At 64.3% G+C, this 18,184-nt stretch carries 13 protein-coding genes; 3 read left to right on the top strand and 10 right to left on the bottom strand.

Annotated features, from left to right (window positions below):
• Positions 1-145 precede the first annotated feature (145 nt).
• Positions 146-2,287: a histidine kinase N-terminal 7TM domain-containing protein gene (locus tag ACSC1P_RS00500; RefSeq protein ID WP_435358165.1), complete on the top strand. Its 2,142-nt coding sequence runs from the start codon at positions 146-148 to the stop codon at positions 2,285-2,287.
• Between the two features lie 5 nt (positions 2,288-2,292).
• On the opposite strand, the gene ACSC1P_RS00495 is transcribed toward ACSC1P_RS00500, so the two are convergent.
• The 8 genes from ACSC1P_RS00495 to ACSC1P_RS00460 form a co-directional block, all read right to left on the bottom strand.
• Positions 2,293-2,499 (bottom strand): hypothetical protein, encoded by a 207-nt coding sequence (locus tag ACSC1P_RS00495; RefSeq protein WP_435358164.1) that lies wholly within the window; start codon positions 2,497-2,499, stop codon positions 2,293-2,295.
• Between the two features lie 22 nt (positions 2,500-2,521).
• Complete coding sequence (locus tag ACSC1P_RS00490; protein WP_435358163.1) at positions 2,522-3,778, bottom strand: ICP22 family protein; 1,257 nt, start codon at positions 3,776-3,778, stop codon at positions 2,522-2,524.
• Complete coding sequence (locus tag ACSC1P_RS00485; protein WP_435358162.1) at positions 3,771-4,802, bottom strand: signal peptidase I; 1,032 nt, start codon at positions 4,800-4,802, stop codon at positions 3,771-3,773. The genes ACSC1P_RS00490 and ACSC1P_RS00485 overlap by 8 nt, the downstream gene beginning before the upstream one ends.
• Before the next feature lie 180 nt (positions 4,803-4,982).
• Positions 4,983-6,257, bottom strand: coding sequence for a hypothetical protein (locus ACSC1P_RS00480; protein ID WP_435358161.1), 1,275 nt, complete (start codon positions 6,255-6,257; stop codon positions 4,983-4,985).
• Between the two features lie 361 nt (positions 6,258-6,618).
• Positions 6,619-8,991, bottom strand: a complete 2,373-nt coding sequence (locus tag ACSC1P_RS00475) for a vWA domain-containing protein (RefSeq protein WP_435358160.1) — start codon at positions 8,989-8,991, stop codon at positions 6,619-6,621.
• Positions 8,992-9,127: 136 nt separating this feature from the next.
• Complete coding sequence (locus tag ACSC1P_RS00470) at positions 9,128-10,873, bottom strand: hypothetical protein (RefSeq protein ID WP_435358159.1); 1,746 nt, start codon at positions 10,871-10,873, stop codon at positions 9,128-9,130.
• Between the two features lie 162 nt (positions 10,874-11,035).
• Complete coding sequence (locus ACSC1P_RS00465; protein WP_435358158.1) at positions 11,036-12,793, bottom strand: hypothetical protein; 1,758 nt, start codon at positions 12,791-12,793, stop codon at positions 11,036-11,038.
• A 154-nt stretch (positions 12,794-12,947) separates the two neighbouring features.
• The gene (locus tag ACSC1P_RS00460; RefSeq protein WP_435358157.1) at positions 12,948-14,678 is read right to left on the bottom strand and encodes a hypothetical protein; all 1,731 of its coding nucleotides are present in this window, start codon (positions 14,676-14,678) and stop codon (positions 12,948-12,950) included.
• 394 nt (positions 14,679-15,072) lie between these two features.
• Here ACSC1P_RS00460 and ACSC1P_RS00455 point away from each other — a divergent pair, with 394 nt between their 5' ends.
• On the top strand, positions 15,073-15,609 hold the full coding sequence (locus ACSC1P_RS00455; RefSeq protein ID WP_435358156.1) for a DUF7344 domain-containing protein: 537 nt from the start codon (positions 15,073-15,075) through the stop codon (positions 15,607-15,609).
• Positions 15,610-15,845: 236 nt separating this feature from the next.
• Here ACSC1P_RS00455 and ACSC1P_RS00450 read toward each other — a convergent pair whose 3' ends face one another.
• Positions 15,846-16,691: a DUF8054 domain-containing protein gene (locus ACSC1P_RS00450; RefSeq protein ID WP_435358155.1), complete on the bottom strand. Its 846-nt coding sequence runs from the start codon at positions 16,689-16,691 to the stop codon at positions 15,846-15,848.
• A 263-nt stretch (positions 16,692-16,954) separates the two neighbouring features.
• Here ACSC1P_RS00450 and ACSC1P_RS00445 point away from each other — a divergent pair, with 263 nt between their 5' ends.
• Positions 16,955-17,626, top strand: a complete 672-nt coding sequence (locus tag ACSC1P_RS00445; protein ID WP_435358154.1) for a DUF7344 domain-containing protein — start codon at positions 16,955-16,957, stop codon at positions 17,624-17,626.
• On the opposite strand, the gene ACSC1P_RS00440 is transcribed toward ACSC1P_RS00445, so the two are convergent.
• The gene (locus ACSC1P_RS00440) at positions 17,616-18,146 is read right to left on the bottom strand and encodes a 50S ribosomal protein L16 (RefSeq protein ID WP_435358153.1); all 531 of its coding nucleotides are present in this window, start codon (positions 18,144-18,146) and stop codon (positions 17,616-17,618) included. The two genes, ACSC1P_RS00445 and ACSC1P_RS00440, sit on opposite strands and share 11 nt — an antisense overlap.
• Between the last annotated feature and the right edge of the window lie 38 nt (positions 18,147-18,184).

The raw sequence follows: 18,184 nt of genomic DNA, 5'->3' as shown, positions 1-18,184 counted from the left end.
CCGCCGGTTCGGCTTTCTCTGCCGGAAAAGCAATCGAATCGTCGACACCTCGTGGTTGGCCAGCGAAGTTAAGCGGGCGGGTCGTGAGTAGATGCACGAGCGCGGCGACTCTACCGCTGCCCGGGTCCCCAGTCGCCACAAACATATGTCGGCCGAACTCTACGCCTACGTCGGGCTGTTGTTGGTCTCGTTCGTGCTGTCGAGCACTATCGCCGGCTACGGGTTTCTGTACGCGCGTCGTCGACCGAGCCACCGGACGGTTTTGGTCTCGTTCGGGGTCGTGATGCTGTTCGCGAGCCTTTGGTCGGTGACCTACGCGGTCCAACTCTGGCAGGAGGCGAAGACGGCGAAGTCGTTCTGGCTGCTCGTGACGAACGTCTGGTCGGTGTTCGTCCCTGCCAGTTGGATTCTGTTCACACTCTCGTACACCGGCCGCGAGCACTGGGTGACGCCGCGATTGGTCGGACTCCTGTCGCTCCAGCCCGTGGTCATGCTCGTCGTCTTTTTCACCGCGCCGGGACTGCTGTACACGGACGCCGTAGTCGTGGCAGAACCGTTTCCAGTACTGGACCGAGACCTCGGCCCTGCGTTCTACTTTCACGCGTTCTACTCGTACACCCTCAACGTCGCTGGCTCGCTCGTCATCGCCCAGTGGGCTCGCCGGCAGGAATCCGTGTTCCGGGGACAAGCTGGATTGTTGTTGTTCGGTGCGACCGTACCACTGGTGTTGAACGTCGCGTTCGTGCTCGGTGTCGGCCCGAACGAGCACGTCAACCTGACTTCGGTCGTGTTCACCATCTCCGGTCTCGCGTTCTGGGTCGCAATCGTCCGATACCGACTGCTCGACGTGGTCCCGGTCGGGCGCGAGTCGGTCATCGAGACGATGCGCGACGGCTACCTCGTCGTGGACGAACGCGACCGCGTCGTCGACGCCAATCCGGCCGCGAATCGACTGCTCGGCAGGTCGCTCTCGGCCGGTGACCCCGTCTCCGAAGCCCTGCCGGAATCGGTCGATCTGCTCGACCGGTACCGAAGCGACCGCGAATCTGATGAGGATGCTCGTGCCGAATTCGTGCTCGGGGAAGGGGCCACCCGGCGCTACGTCGACGCCGCCGTCTCTTCGCCCGGAACGTCAGACGACCTCACCCTCGTCTTACTCCGAGACATCACCGATCAACGCCGAACCGAGCGTCGCTTCCAGACGCTCATCGAGAACTCCTCTGACATCGTCACGGTACTGGACAGTGCAGGCACGATCACCTACCAGAGTCCCTCGACGAGTCGAATCCTCGGCTACGAGCCACGCGACATGGTCGGAACGAGCGCGTTCGAGTACGTCCACCCCGACGACCAGGAGCGACTGGCGACCCTCTTCAGCGACGGCCTCGACGATGGCACCGCGGTCGCACGGGCCGAGTACCGAACCCAGCATGCCGACGGCGACTGGCGAATTCACGAGTCGGTCGGCCGGAATCTGCTCGCAGACCCGCTCGTCGAAGGCATCGTCGTCAACTCGCGGGACGTGACCGACCGCCGAGAGCGAGAACGCGAACTCGCCGCGACGAACGAACGACTCGACCAGTTCGCGAGCGTCGTCAGCCACGACCTGCGGAACCCGCTCAACATCGCACAGGGGTACGTCGACCTGCTCCGCGAGAACGTCGACGGAGACGCAGCGGCCCATCTCGACGAAATAGAGACGAGTCACGACCGCATGGAGACCATCGTCGCTGACGTGCTCGCGCTCGCCCGCGATGGAGAGACCGTCACAGACAGAACTGCGGTCCCACTCGACGAGGCGGCCCAGACGGCGTGGCGAAACGTCGACACCGCGGACGCGACACTCTCGGTCGAGACGGCGACGACAGTGCAAGCGGACCGCTCACGACTCGTCCGGGCGCTGGAGAACCTGTTCCGGAACGCCGTCGAACACGGTTCGACGAGCCACCGGACACGGTCCGGTGACGCTGTGGAGCATGGCTCCACAAGCCCCCTGCAAGCTGGAGACGCCGTCGAACACGGCGATTCGGCGGTCACCGTCTCGGTCGACTCGCTGCCAGACGGAGACGGATTCGTCGTCGCCGACGACGGTCCCGGTATCCCCGACGACTGCCGCGACGACCTGTTCGAACCGGGCGTGACCGGCACGGCAAACGGGACCGGGCTCGGCCTCGCAATCGTCTCGCAAATCGCCGATGCACACGACTGGACCGTGCAGGCCGTGTCGGGAGAGGCGAGAGACGGAAAATTCGACGGTGCACGGTTCGAGTTTCGGGTGAACGAGTGACCGGGTCAACGGACCGTGGTCAGCAGTCCCCACAGCGAGAGACAGACGAGGAGGTAGATCACGACGAGGAGCGCGTTCCGCTTCGGCGCGTCCGGGCGCAGTCCAATCAGGTATCCGAGTCGGCTCAGGTAGCCGAGAACCGCTCGTGTCGTTAACTCAGTTCGGACCGGCCCTATCGCGAGGAGCGGACCGACGACAGGTCGTCTCGGCACGCGTCGCGGACCCCTCTTCGATTCAACTCGACGCCGCATCAGTTGCTGTCTCGGTCGACTGTTCTGCCGAGGATTCGGCTGATTGTGACACGCCAGAGTCACTCGTGACTGACTCGTCGTCCTCGGTAGTCTGACTCTCGGTGGTGGTCTCCTCACCGGCTTCGGAGGACTCGTCGGTCTCGCCGGCTTCAGTTCTCTCATCGCCACTCTCGGCTGACTCTGTCGTCGACGGTTCGTCGTCGGTCGACTCGGTTTCGTTTCCGGGTTGCTCGGATTCGTTCCCGGTCGGGCCGTCGTCGTCAGCGGGGTCGTAGTCGTCAGCGGGGCCATCTGTCTCCGTCGTGTTGCCGTCCGGGCTCTCGGCGCCTTGGTCGCCGTTCGTGACGTTGTCGCCATCGTCGGCGTCGTTCACGTCGGTTTCCCCGGTGTCGGTGTCAGATGCTGAACCGTCGTCGACAGTCGAGTTCTCGTCGCTGGCGGTCGCGTTCCCATCGTCGGGAACTGAGTCACCAACGTCGGTCGTGTTATCGTCGGCGACCGAACTGTTCTCGTCGGTAGTCGAGTCCGTGTCTTCGACGGTCGAGTCCGTGTCTCCGACGGACGTGTTGTCGTCGTCGTCGGCAGTCGAGTTCTCGTCGCCAGTGTCGGTTCCCTCGTCGCTGGACCCATCGTCACGGTCGTCCGCGTTCGCTCCACTCGACTCGCCGCGCTCGGCCTCGTTCGACGATCCGTCGGCCGTCACTGACTCGTCGACCGTCGGTGGCGCAGTGATGGTCACCGTCCGCGTCGAGAAGTGGTCGACGACGAAGGTGAGGTAGTCGTCCCCGTCGGTCCCACGGACGACCTCGAAGGCGAGTGCCGCGCCGTCGAGTCGAAGTTGCATCTCGTCGACCGCCGACTCGGAAACACCGAGCGCGTCGGTGAGACGACCAGTCTCGATGTAGAACCGTGCTGGCTCGGGGCTCGCACGGGATATCTCGAACTGGAGCGTCCCGTCTTCGGGGATGGTGACGTCGACGGTCGGAGCCTCCTCGCCGTCGTAGACGACGTGGATGGCACCTTCCCAGTCACCCTGTTCACCCCCAGCCGCGAGGCTGGTGAAACTGGCAACCCGTCTACCGTCACCGTCGTTATCGCGGTCGTGGTTCGACACGTCGAACTGGACCGTGACGTGCTCCGTGTCGGAGAACGTCGAGAGGGTCCCGGCGGGTGCGATACTCACGGTCGAGACGACCACGAGCGCGCAGACGAGGACGGGGAGTGCCGCGCGGTCAATCATCGCTGCCAGCCTCTCTCCGACGGTTCTCGACCGATTCGGTGCGGTCGTGCCCACCGTCGGTCACCGACGGCCGCGGCTCCTCTGGTTCTGCGTCGTCCTCGGTCGTTGCCGTACTCGACCAGGCGCGAAGGAGCACGAGCAACAGGGCGACAGAGGCGACGAAGCCCATCATCGTCAACGTCACGAACTGCTGGAACGGCAGTGATCGCGAGTAGGCGATCCAGAGGACCACACCGCTGTACAGCGTCAACAGGCCGGCGACACCCGACCCGAGCAGGAGGCCATCGCGCGTGAACGTGATAGTGTCGTCGTCGGTACTCGCCGTCGCCGCAATCGCTGCGGTGGCTACCGTCGACTCTTCTCCCTCGCCTGCGTGTTCGGTCTCCGATTCGCTCGCAGTTGCCGAGTCGCTGGTCGACCCGGCGGAGGTGGCTGCAGTGGCCACAGTGGCCGCCGCAGCCGAATCACCGTCGTCGTCGCTCCCGCGCCACGCGCGGAACAGCGACCACAGCTCGTTCAGCACGAGCAGTGCGAACGGGAGCAACACGAGCGCGATGAACCCGGTCGGCGAGTTCGTGAACTCGATGACGTAGCCGATGTACGGGAGCGTCAGCGTAATCTTCCCGATGAGGGCGGCCTCCGTGACCATCCCGCTGTCTGGGTCTTCGTTCGCATCACCTTTCGTGCGGAAGGCTCGCTCGCCCGTCTCGGTCTCGACCACCTCGATGACGCGGTGCGTGGTCGGCACCGACTGGCGCTCACGGTTGTAGATAATCACGTCGCCAACACCGACCGCGTCGGCGTCGACCGCGGTGACGACGACCACGTCTCCCGGCGAAATCGCCGGCTCCATGCTCCCCGTCAGTACCACGTAACTCTGGTCTGCGCCCACAACCTGTGGGACCGAGTAGATGACGAAGGGAACGACCGCCGCGAGCAGTAGTACTATCGCGACGACGTTCACCACCGTCAGTAGCGGCGTTCCCCCCGGCAATCGCCGTGTAGATGTCTGTTTCTTCGTCATGGTATTCCCCTTCGTCGGACGCTTCGCGCCCGGTATCACTCTCCCCGAAGGGACGCCCGTCGGCGGAATCGAACCGCCCTCCGTCGCACGTTCGTGCGTCAGGAGACCGCTACGGGTAGTCGGTCAGTCGCCGTTTTCTCAGTGCCAGCCGCCGCTCCTGTCGTCCTCGTCTTTCCAGTCTTAGTCGTCGCGGTCGCGGTCCTCTTCACCGCAGTGCAGGTACTCCCAATCGCCATCGGAGAGTCTGTCGCCGTCGAACTCGAACTTGAGTCCCTTGGTCCCGTGCGGGCACGGACACTTGTTGAAGTTCGAGTCGACAGCCACGTCGAGGACGCGCAAGCCGACCCCAGAGGTCGACACGCCCGAGCGCAGGCAGTCGAAGCTCTCTTCCTCGAACGTCTCGCCGTCGGCGCAGGTACGGTACGCGGTAAAGCGACCGTACTTGATGACGACCTGCACGACGTTCGCGTCGACGTCCTCGTCGAGTTCCCACGACACGCTGGTCACTTCGTCGTCCTCGTTCGTCGCCACGACGCCGAGAGTCAGGTCTTCAGGATGGATTTTCTCGTCCGTGCAGAACGAAATCCAGCTGATTCCCTTCCCGTCGCCCTTCGTGCCGCACTCGCCGCCGCAGGTGATCTCACAGTCTGCGCTGAACGGGTTCGTCGCAGGCTGGTGGCGGGCCTGTTCGGCGACCAGATGCAGGTCGAGGGTCACGGGACCCCCGTCGTATCCGCCATCGTGGTCCTCGTCGTCGCGGTCGTCACCTCTCTTCCCGTCGTGGTCCCACCAGTCGTCGCCTTTCTTGCTGTCGTCCTTCCAGTCGTACTCGTGCGTTCGCTCGTACTCCCACTCGAAGCCGATGCAGACCGGCGTCCCGGGCTCGAAGGGTTCGGGCGTCTCCGCCCCCGTCGCCGTCCCATCTAGTTGCACCCCAGTGTTCAACGTCGAGAGCGCTTCACACAGGGTGACCGACTCGAAGAGTACTGGGTCGTCGTCGTCGTCTCGCTTCCCGTCGCCGTCGCGGTCGTAGAACACCGTCACCGTCAGGTCACGGTAGATGCCACAGTCTGCTTCGGGACAGTTCGACGCGAGCCAGACCCAACTCGGGTTTCCGCCGTCGACGATTTTCGCACAGAGGCTCCCGGACCCGCTCGCGTTGTACTCCTTGTCCTTCTCGTCGTCGTCCTCGTCGTGGTCTTTTCCGCCTTTCCGCCCGAACGACTGTACCGTCGGCGTGTCACCATCCGTCGTGGACGACACGACTCGCAGGTAGTCGTCTCCGGGCCCGTGCGAGTCACCGGGTTGCCAGTACGCTTCGAGGTCGACCGCCCCCGCGGCGGACCCACTCCCCAGTGCTTCGACGTCGAGCAGGCTCGCGCGAGTCCCGACCAGTTGGATGGTGCTGACTGCGCCGATGCCGGTCATCGTCGCGAGCAAGGCCCGGCGACTCATCGTGTTCCGACGAGTCATCGCGCCCCCCGTTCCGATGTCGTCCCGGTGGTTCGGCCGCCGGTCCGGCACGTCGCTGGCCGGTTGCGAATCGTGTGTCTTCTCGTGTGTGCTGTCATTCGTGTCTCCCCCGGGTCGCCGGTCTCGACCGTCCCCCCGGACGGCCGGCTGTCGAATTCCGTGTGACGCCTGTCTTTTAGCATTTTGATACTTTAGGTATGGCCGATATACTGTTCACGAGCGACAGAATCGGTTACCACAACGGTTCGTGGTTTCCGCCGACTCACGCCGAACGGAGCGTTAGTGTCGTCGCCGTCGCTCGATTCTCTCGCCGAACGGTTCACGTTCGTTTCGCCCGGCTTGCTCACCTCGCCACCTCGTACGTAGTCGCCGCCGACCGGTCGACGCCGTCTACGGTCGCCCCGACGCTCACGCGCCGGGTCGTCCCGTCGGCGGTCTCGTTCGGGGACACGTACCAGCATTCGTACGTCGCTCGCGTACCAGCCTCGGCAGCGTCGAGGATGCCCGACCAGTCGTCGTCGCCGACGTGAATCCACGTCCCACCGACGGTAGCCGCCAGCCCTTTCGGCTGGTCGACCGCGTCGATGTTGCTGGAGACGGCGACGTACGTGGTTCCGGCGAGTGCGGCCACTGCATCGGCTCGCGTCTCGCCTGCGCCGTCGGCCTCGTTCGCCGAGTTCGTCACCTGCACGACCAGTTGCTGTGCATCCGCCCGGAACGGGAGTTCGCTCGCGGTGACGAGCGCTTCGTACCCGTCCTGTGAGCCGTCGATACCGCCGTAACCGACGTGGTCGCCGGGGCTGAGGCCGGTCACGCTCGCCCCGGCAGTCGCGGCGTCGACGAACGCGGCCGCCGGGTTACCGTCGCCGGTGTCCTGTGCGACGGCGTGTCTGCTCGTCGGGTCCCACGACGCGAGGTCGTCGTCCGCGTAGACGAGGACGGCGTACCGTGCGTCGTATCCGGTAGTCTCGACGGCGTCGACCGTCTCCGCGAGTTGCGCCTGTACGTGTGCGAGCGGTTCGGTCATCCCCGCCGAGACGTCGAGCAGGAAGACCACGTCGAGTCGGTCCCCCGCGTCGACCTGTTCGAGCGTCGCGAGGCGGCCACAGCCGTCCTCGCAGACGAGTCCTGATTCGAGGTCGACCGTTCGAAGCGGCGGCGTCTGGACGGTCACGCCGACCGACGGGAACAGCGACGTGTCCACGCCGGTGACCGCGAACTCCTCGCTCGGAGCGGGATCAGCCGGGAGGGCACAGGCCCGGCAGCCGACTTCGGATTCGGACGGGTCGACCGTCACGTCGGGCAGGAACTGGATACCGCCGGAGCGACGACTGAACCGCCTGACCCCACTGCCGCCCGAACCAGTCGACGTCGTCGTGGTGGTCGTGGGCTGTTCGGTGGTGGTCGGCACGTCGGTGGTGGTCGTGGTCTCCTCCTCGGTGGTGGTTTGCTGTTCTTCGGTCGTCGTGGTGGTCGTCGTCGCAGTCGTCCCCGGTTCCGTGGTCGGCTGCTGTTCTTCGGTCGTCGTCCCTTGTTCCTCAGTGGTCGTGGTTCCAGGGCCGGCTGTCGTCGTCCCTTGTTCTTCTTCGGTCGTCGTCTCCGTGTTCGTCGTTCCCTCACCACCGACCCAGTTCGACGGGCCGTCGTTGTGGCGACACTGGACTGCACGGAAGCCGAGGCCGAAGTGGACGCCGTCGGTCTGGCTCACGTTCGCGTCGGCCGTCGACACGAGGCCCGCGCCGTCGGTCACGACGTGGCCGCGCCAGCGGAGTTCGTCGTTGAACGTGAACTCGCCGTCGCCGTCCCGGTCGGGGTCCTCGATATCGAACACCGTGTCGGCGTGCGACGGAAGGTCGCGGAAATCGGACTCGACACATGGCAGGACCCAGCGCAGCACGAAGCAGTGCGTTCCGGGCGTGAAGCAGCCGGTCTTGGCGGTGCTGTCGCCCGAAATCGCGACTTCGCCTTCGGCGGCGAGCAGGTCCAGCCAGCCGCGGAGCGAGCCCGCGTACAGGACCGTGTCGCCCTCGTCTTCGAGGTTGTCGCAGTCCGCGTCGGCGAAGACCGTGACGTGCATGTAGTCGGCGAGTTCGCCCGCGTCGTCGCCGGTCAGGTCGTCGTCGCCGGCCTGTCGCTCCGGCTCGACGACGAGATTCTCTGGGAAGCGCGGTAGCGGATTCCCCTCGTGGTCCTCGACCAGCGAACGAACCAGCAGGTACGCCGGGTTGCCACACAGGTGCAGCGAGAACGTCGTTTCGCCCTCGTCCTTCGGCTTAATGTCGTCCAGTTCGACGAACAACTCGCACTGCTCGCCGTCGACGAGTTGGCCGGCGAGTTCCGGGTCGTAGCCCGACTCGCCTTCGCAGACGACCATCTCGCGGACGCGCTGGCCCCACTCCTCGTGGGTCAGCGGCGGTTCGTTCTCGGAACGGAACTGCGGCACCACACCCAGTTCGTACGTCATCCCGTCCGTGCCGGGCACGACCGGTGGCCGTGGCTCGTCCGGGTTGAGGTCGTAGCGTTCCCACGGTCGGTACGTCGTCCGGAAGTCGAGTTTCAGGTCGACGATACCGGCCTCGTACCAGCCTGCTGTGCGCTCGGTGTCGGTGAAGAGCGCGGTCGTGCCGAGTCCGGCACCTGCGCTCGCCACGCCGAGGGTTCCCAGTCCGGCGAGCACCTGTCGCCGGGTGAGCCGTCGTGACGGTGAGTGTGACATGATGATGCCCGCCGTCTGGCGGAAGACTGACCGGCGGAGTCGAACCGCCGTCGGACGGACGTCCGAGTACCCACGTCTGCCGCGAAGAGAGGAGAGAGAGATGGAGTGAGAGAGGCAACTGCTGTGGTCAGGCCGGCTACTGTATCTGTACCTCCGCGCACTCACAGGTGACGCCACCCGAGAGGAGCAGGCCAGTCGGGCTGGGACCGTCGTCGGGCTCGTTGTTGCGGACCGTGACGCGGAGTTTGTACTGGCCCGGTTCGGTGAGCGCGTACTGCTCCGGTCCGGACAGGACCTGATACTGCCGGTCGTTGTCGGTGTACGCCGCGACCTGTTCCGTGCTGAAGTCGTTGTTCAGCTTCAGGAGGTCGAACTCGACGGCCCCCTTGTTGTCGGACGACCACTCGAAGTCGAGCACACAGGTGCCGTCGACGTTCGCCGGCGAGACGGCGAAGTTGGTCTCGTAGACGTAGTCCTCGGCTTCGTAGCTCGACTGACCTGAGCCACCAGCGTGGTTGATCCACGAGGTCTGTGCACCGAAGCTGTTCACTGGCGCGTCGACCCACGCCGGGTGCGTCGAGATGTTCTGTGCCGGGCCAGCGGTTTCACCGGCCGGGACGGAGACGACTTCCCAGTCCGCCACACCGGTCGAGATGTCGATGCCCGCCTCGTTGCACTCGGGGTTGTGGCGGCACTGTTCGGCGGTGAACTGCAGGCCGACGTGGCAGGTGTCGGTCTGCGTGATGTTCGCGTTCAGCGGGACGCCCGAATCGCCGTCCTCGTAGCCGCGCGAGATGAGTTCCTCTGCGAAGGTGCCCGCGCCGATTTCCGGGTTGTTGAAGACGGGCAGGTCTGCGAAGCCGTATTTTCCGTCTTCGGTCTCTTCGTTCCGGCACGGGAGGTACCACTCCATCGCGTAGCAGTGGACGCCCGGTTCGAAACAGTTCTCGTAGACGATGGGGTCACCCGCTGCGCCGTTGACGGGCGGGATGGTCAGCTTCCCGTCGGGCGAGTTGCGGATGAGTTCGATCCAGCCGGACATGGAGCCAGCGTAGACTGGCGCGATGTCGTCGCCGTCGTCGTCGTCTTCGGGACCGAGTAGTTCCGAATCGGTTCGGTTGTCGCAGTCCGGGTCGGGCGAGACGACGACGTACAGGTAGTCGCAGAGTTCGCCGCCTTCGAACGCGCCGGTCTGTTCTGCGGGTTCGCCTGCTTCGCGTTCCGGCTCGGTCGGCGTCGTGACGCCCTCACGGTAGTCCTCCTCGCTGTGGGTTTCGTCCTCGATGAGTTCCACGTAGAGGTACGACGGGTTGCCACAGAGGTGGAACGAGAAGGTCGTCTCACCGCTGTCGTGCGGTTTGATGTCGACGAGGTCGACGAACATCGCGGTCTGGCTGGCATCGCCGTTGTCCTGCCCGTCGACGTAGCCCGGCAGGTAGGTGCCGCCGCTGAGGGTCTCGAACCGGTCCGGTAGCGCCGACGAGATATCGGTCGGGTCCTCGAAGTCACAGGCGACCGGAACGTCGGTCGCACCGGTGACGAGCCGGCCCCACTCCTCGTGCGACAGTGCTTCGCCCGATTCGACGTAGCGGATGGCTGGTGCCGCACCGATTTCGTACGTCATGCCGCCCGTGCCCTTGACGATGGCGGGCCGCTCGTCTTCGGGGACCATCTGGAGGTCGTAGCGTTCCCACGGATTGTACGTCGAGCGATAGTCGAGGATGAGGTCGACGCGACCCGCCTCGTACCAGCCCTGCAGCCGTTCGGTGTCGCTGAAGAACGCGGTCGTGCCGAGCCCTGCGCCGGCACTGGCGACACCGATGGTGCCGAGGCCAGCGAGTACCTGTCGCCGGGACAGTTTGGTAGAGTTCTTGGTAGTCATGGTATCGGTTTGTGTCACCCGCCCCCCAGGGAGTCCCCTTCGTCGCGGGTTATGACCCACCGGCGGAATCGAACCGCCGTGACGCCACGAGCGGGCGTCAGTTCGTCCAGTGTGAGTCGGTGCGGCCCCAGTCGGCCGCGTTTCGGCTGTCGGTCGTTCGACTCACTCGACGACGACGTCGAAGGCGAACGATTCCTGTTGCGTGGCACCGTTGTCGGTCATCTTGACCTCCCCTGCGACCGTGAAGCCGTTCGCGAGGTCGCCGGCGGTGGTGTCGATGACCAGGTAGCGGAGGTCTCGTCCAGACCCGGCGTTACTGGCCGAGACGCTGGTCGGCCCGGAGAGCGTCTGCATCGTCCCGTCGAGTGCCAGCGAGAGGTTCTGCACCTCGACGACGGCCTCGTCGGCCTTCGTCTGGATGCCGATTCGACCGTTCGGGGCACCGATGTTCCCGCTGACCGAGTTCCCGCCGACCGTGAAGGTGTACAGGCCGGCCCCGTCGTACTCGAAGGTGAAGTTCTCGAAGCCGCCGGTGTAGGCGTGTCCGGTGAACCCGTCGACGACGGCGTCACCCGTCGTCCGGAGTGCAAGCTGGTCGGCGGGGGTGTTCCCGCGACGAGCGTGCCCTTCGGCGGTCTTCGATGCGTCGCCGTTGAAGTTCTCCTCGACGTTCACCCAGCCGGTGTTGGTCGTAACCTCGACGTCGGTGGCTTGCGTCGTGTTGTGGCGGCACTGTTCGGCGGTGAACTGCAGGCCGACGTGGCAGGTGTCGGTCTGGGTGATGTTCGCGTTCAGCGGGACGCCCGAATCGCCGTCCTCGTAGCCGCGCGAGACGAGTTCCTCTGCGAAGGTACCCGAACCGATTTCCGGGTTGTTGAAGACGGGCAAGTCTGCGAAGCCGTACTTCCCGTCCTCGGTCTCCTCGTTCTGGCACGGGAGGTACCACTCCATCGCGTAGCAGTGGACACCGGGCTGGAAGCAGTTCGCGTCGACGACTGGGTCACCGGCCGCGCCATTGACGGGCGGGATGGTCAGCTTCCCGTCGGGCGCGTCCCGGATGAGTTCGATCCAGCCGGACATCGACCCAGCGTAGATGGGGTCGATACTGGCACCGTCGTCCTCGTCCTCGGGGCCGAGCAGTTCCGAGTCGGTCCGGTTGTCACAGTTGGGGTCGGGCGAGACGACCACGTAGAGGTAGTCGCACAGTTCACCGCCTTCGAACGCACCAGTCTGTTCGTCCGGCTCGCCCGCTTCGCGCTCCGGCTCGGTCGGGGTCGTCACGCCGTCGCGGTAATCTTCGTCGCTGTGGGTCTCGTCTTCGACGAGTTCCACGTAGAGGAACGACGGGTTCCCACACAGGTGGAACGAGAAGGTCGTCTCACCACTGTCGTGGGGCTTGATGTCGACGAGGTCGACGAACATGGCCGTCTGGCTCGAATCGCCGTTGTCTTGACCGTCGACGTAGCCCGGCAGGTAGGTGCCGCCACGGACCGTCTCGAAGCGAGCAGGCAGCGAGTTCGAGATGTCCGTCGGGTCGTCGAAGTTGCACGCGGTCGGGATGTCGGTCGCGCCCGTGACGACTCGGCCCCACTCCTCGTGCGAGAGCGCCTCGCCGGACTCGACGTACCGGATTGCTGGCGCGGCACCGATTTCGTACGTCATCCCGTCTGTATCCTTGACGATGGCCGGCCGCTCGTCTTCGGGGACCATCTGGAGGTCGTAGCGTTCCCACGGCATGTACGTCGAGCGGTAGTCGAGAATCAGGTCGACGCGACCCGCCTCGTACCAGCCCTGCAGCCGTTCTGTGTCACTGAAGAACGCAGTCGTGCCGAGTCCAGCGCCCGCCGAGGCGACGCCGATTGTGCCGAGCCCTGCGAGTACCTGTCGCCGGGACAGTTTGGTAGAGTTCTTGGTGGTCATGATATGGTTGTGTGTTACCCGCCCCCGGGGAGTCCCCCGTCGTCGCGGGTTAGGCCCACCGGCGGAATCGAACCGCCGTAACGCGGTTATCGCGTCAGTCTCGCCAGTGTGGGTGGGGTTGGACGATTTCGTCCCCTACTGTTCTGTGGCCAGTTCAGACAGGGATGGTCGTGTTGCCGGTCTCGTTGTCGCCGTTGTCGCCGTCGTCCTCGGGAATCGTGTTGTGGCGGCACTGTTCCGCCGAGAACACGAGTTCGTAGTGGATGGTGTCGGACTGTGCGACGTTGACGAGTCCTTCGAGTTGGTCGCGGCTGGTCAGGCCGAAGCGGTCGTAGAGGTACGCCGCCATGTTGGCGTACTGCTCGTCGCAGACGTTCAGGTCAGCGAACCCGGGTTCTGCTGCGGTGCCGAACACCTTGCACGGGAAGTACCACTCGAGACCGTAGCAGTGGACACCTTCTTTGAAGCAGTTCCCGATGGTGTTGGTCGCCGCACCGAGCGTGCAGGCGTTCTCCTCGCCAGTCGCGGGCGGGAGGATGATGTCGCCGTCGTCGAGCAGGTCGAGGAACTGTGCGAGGGGACCCTCGAACAGGCAGACCTCTTCACCGGCGACGACCTGTGCGGCCTGTACCTGTTGGACGATGCTGGTCCACGCGTCCTCCATGTCCTCGGGCGTGTTGACCTCGAAGACCTGTCCGGCGAAGCCGGCGAACTCGGTCAGCGTGTCGTTGCCGGGCTGGATGAACACGGCGATGACTTCGTCGACACCGTCCATCGCGAGCGCGTCGTCGGCCTCTTCGCGGGCACCTTCGACGTTCTCGACACCGTTCGAGACGAACACGACGATGTTGTAGTCGGCGCAGTCGGCGACGCGAGCAGCTGCGTCGGCGATACCGGCACCGACGGAGCCATCGGCGTCTGCCTGGTCACCGTTGTAGTCGTCGTTGATGAGCGCTCGCAGCGCGGCCGCGTCAGCGGTGGGGTCGATGCTGTTCCCGTTGATGACGGGGACCTCGTTGCCGTCACCGTTGAACAGCGTCACACCGACGTGCTTGGGGTCGAGGTCTTCGTCGTCCGGGTCGACCTCGTCTTCGAGCGCGTCGATGAGTGCGAGTGCACCGTCTTTGGTGCTCGCCAGTTTCGTCGGGTCGGGGTCACCGCCGGGCACGTACTCGACGTCCATCGAGTCACTGTTGTCGAGTGCGAGTTGGACACAGACCGTCTGCGTCTCCATGTCCTTGATGTTGTTACAGTTCGGGTCGTACCAGAACTTGACGTGCATGAACTCCTGGAGTTCACCGATTTCGTCGTCGTCGCCGTGTTCGCGTTCTGGTTCCGTGGGCGTGGTCACGCCCTCACGGTAGTCCTCACCGTACTCGATGCCCTCCGCTCTGACTTTCAGGTAGGATGGGTTTCCACAGAGGTGGAGCGAGAAGGTGGTCTCACCGCGGTCGAGCGGCTTGATGTCGTCTAAGTCGATGAACATCCCCGACTCACCGTCGATGAGTTGGGCTGCGAACTCGTCTTGCGGACTCGCACACGCGTCGAGTGCGAGTGCCCGGCGGCCCCACTCGTCGTGGGTCAGGACTTCACCGAAGTCCGGCACAGAGTCGAGCTGGTACACCATGTCGTTCGTTCCGGGAACGATGGGTGGGCGCTCGTCCTCGGGAATCATCTGGAGGTCGTAGCGCTCCCACGGCATGTACGTGGTGCGGTAGTCGAGCAGCAGGTCGACGCGGCCCGCCTCGTACCAGCCCTGGAGTCGTTCGGTGTCACTGAAGAACGCGGTCGTACCGAGACCTGCGCCCGCCGAGGCGACGCCGATGGTTCCGAGACCCGCCAGTACCTGGCGGCGAGACAGCGAAAGTTTGTTGTCTTGTGTCATGGTCGTTCGTTGGTTGTTCGTGTGTTCCCCTCCCTCCGCGGCTCCCCCCGAGGAGTCCTTCAGCGGTGGTGGGTTAGCGACATCTCAGTTGTATAGGGGTTTACTTATGGCTGGCTTGGGTGGTTACGAACCCGTTACTGGCCGTTCTGAGGTGTTGCTTACACGAACCGAACTGAACGATTCCGGGAACAAATGAGGGATTCGAACCGGCTACACGACGAGTTCGACCACACCGAATCACCGACTATCTCACCCCGGTCTCTCGATTTCGGCGCGCCTACCGGATGGCACCGCTTACCACCCAGTACGCGAGCTATACATAACCCATCAACTCCCCTACCAGTAGTTCGAGGACGCCGGGGGATTGCTTAAGCGACTGGCGTCGGGGGAAACGATGTTACCAACACTTACACGGAAGAACAGACTGCAGGAGTGCGACATACACCAGATTCTGAGCAACCCGCGCCGACGGGAAACGCTCCGTATCCTGAACCAGACCGTGGGAACCATCACCCTACGCGACCTGTCCGAACTCATCGCGTCCATCGAGTCGGGTGAGGAGCCTGCACCGCGGAACGTCCGCGACGCGGTGTACGTCTCGCTGCACCAGACGCACCTGCCGAAACTCGACGAACTCGGCGTGCTGGAGTACGACTCTAACCGGAAGTACATCGAGTTGTTAGACGGCGCGCGTGACGTGAACATCTACATGGAGGTGGTGACGAGTCACGGTATCACCTGGGCGGAGTTCTACCGTGGGCTGGGTGTCCTCGGGTTGTGTACCGTGGTCGCCTCGCTCGCGGGCGTTCCGGGACTCGAACTGGTCGACCCACTGCTCTGGTCGAGTGGCTTCCTCGTGGCGTTCGCCGGCTCGACGGGCTACCAACTCTGGAAGTCGCGGTTCAACCTGCTGCGGTCGCTGAAGCGCTGACGACGGCGGACCTCTTCTCACTGCCGGTGGAACCGGTCGTACTCGTTCGATAGCTCGCGCTCAGAGCGCGTTCACGACTCAGGACCAGCGACAGTCACATCCACGACACAGAAACAGCGACAGCCACAATCATGCAACAGTGCGGTGGCTGCGGACAACGACTGACGCGCGACATCGGCACGCGAGACGCTGTCAGCACTCTTCGTCGTCGGTTCCGCTATCGAAAAAGGACCAGTTCAGGCAGTCGCTTCCGCGAACGCGTCGAGGTCGACTTCGCTCTCGAACAGTCGCGAACCACAGTTCTGGCAGGACGAAGCGACCACGTCGTACGACCGGCAACACGACGAGACGACCTGCTGGCCGAACGCGACCTGTCCGCTGCAGGTCGGGCAGCGTTCGATGAACAGTCGGAGACCGCCGAGCAGTTCCGAGCGGACGAGCATCGGGAGCACGTCCCAGCCGTCGTACCGGGTTTCGAGTTCTTTCGCTCCAGCGATGTCGGCGACGAAGGCCGCCCGAGACTCCCACTGCCCGAGCCAATCGCCGTCGAGCCAGGCGACGAAGGCGTCACCGTCTTGCTCGGTGATGGCGAGTCGGTCCGCGTCCACGTCGAGAATCGTTGCGAGTTCGTCGACGTCTGCTTCGCGGTCGGCGAGTTCGGCCATTCGGTGTTCCCACGCCGCGGCGAACGCCGGGGTCAACTGGAGGTCGAGGCCGGTCGAATCTTCTTCGAGTGCGCCGGCTTCGACGAGTGCCGTCTCGACGTCGAACCCAGTAGGGTCGAACTCTTTCGTCCCCTTGTCGAACTTCTTCAGCAGCCACTCCGGGAAGTAGCGTTTGGTCAACTCCGGCGTGCCGGGTACGAGGTAGCCGCGGAAGTAGATCATCGCCAGCGAACCGGCGGCGACCGGGACGGCCGCCAGCGGCGAGACGACGTACGCGCCCGCGGTCAGCCCGGCACCGATGACGAGGTTCGTCGCGGTACACGGGAGACACCGATTGTCACCAGTGTACTCCGGTCGGCGTATCTTGTTGACTATCGAATCGAACTGCGTCCCCTGTTCTTTCACTGTCTCTTGCATATCGTCACCCGAACGCCACGCTCAGGTGGCTATTCGTCACGCTATTTACAGGCTTCGACGGCATAGGTATGACATCGTTACCGCCGTCTGTGGCCACGGTACGAACTGCCTGCTGAAGGCCTGTCTCTCGTTTCGTGCCGCAGTAGTCCAGAGTCCGTGAAACCGTCGTACAGCTGAGTCTGAGACAGTCCTACGACGATATATCATAAAAATTGGACTAATAAGCGAAAGGTTAAGATGTTCCTCAACCCAGTACAGTACTAGTGAATCGCATTTCTTCATCGCCGGGGCTGGTCGTCACCGAACCAGGAGACGGTGGGTCGTCGGTGCCAGTGGCACAGTCGCCCGCCGAGGAGGAATCCGTCTCCGAGCCACTCACGCAGGACGTCGTCTTCCACACGCTGAGCAACCAGCGTCGGCGACTCGTCTTGCAGGTCGTCGCCGGCAGGGGGCAGGTGACGGTCCGAGAACTCACTGCTCTCGTGGCTGCTGCCGAGTGTGGGATTCCAGCGGAGACGCTGGAGTACAAGCAACGAAAGCGCGTGTACACGTCACTCGTGCAGACGCACCTGCCGATGCTGCAGAAACACGGCATCGTCGACTACGACAAGTCACGCGGAACCGTCGCCCCCGCGACCGACCTCTCGGCGTTCGACGTGTACCTCGAGGTCGTCCCGGAGAACGAACTCCACTGGAGCGAGTTCTACCTCGGCCTCGCCGCCGTCTTCGGCGTCCTCACCGGCCTCGCCTGGTTCGGCGTCGAACCGTTCCGGGCGGTCTCAGGCCTCGCGTACGCGGGGCTGTTCGCGGTGACGCTCGCCGTCGCCGCCGCCGTTCATTTACACTCGGCGCGACGCAAGCGACTCGACGCTCGGGAGCGTCGTAAATTCGGGACGGAAAATGAATCGAGCTCGGCAGAGTCGATTACGCGATGAGCTGTTCCTCGCCACGCTCGACGACGATGCGGCACGGCGGGGTAATCTTGTTGTAGGCGCGGCGGAAGGCCTCTTTGACGGCGGGGGCCTGGTCGACGGTGCACCAGCAGGTGAACAGTCGGTCGCCTTTCTGACAGCGTGCGGCGGTGCCGACGATTTTCCCGAAGGCCTGTCGCATGCCGTCGGAGACACGGTCCGCACCCGCACCGGTCGCCTGCTTGTTCTCGCGCAGGACCTGGTGGGGGAACTTGCGGAGAATCATGGAGTAGTTGCCTTCGCCGAGTTCCTTGATGAGGTGGCGGTTCGCGGACAGGCGCGAGGCCTCCATGGACCCGTGGCGAATCTGGCACTCCTCTTCGAGGTACAGACTGATCTGGACGGGCCAGTCGTCGGGGTCAGAGGCGGTGTCGCCCATCTTGTGCTGTGCGATTTTCGAACCGGGAATCCCCGTGATGTACTCGCGGCGCGTGTACGACGGCTTGTCGATTTGCCGGTACATCGAGGCAGGTTTGTCGGACATAGTCGTTACGGAAACCTTCCAGCCAGCGCGGTAAAGAA

Origin of the sequence: Haloarchaeobius caseinilyticus (genome assembly GCF_051207395.1) — an archaeon.
Lineage (GTDB): Archaea > Halobacteriota > Halobacteria > Halobacteriales > Natrialbaceae > Haloarchaeobius.
The sequence above is the reverse complement of the archived record's forward strand: the minus strand, read 5'-3'. Positions and strand labels throughout refer to the sequence as shown.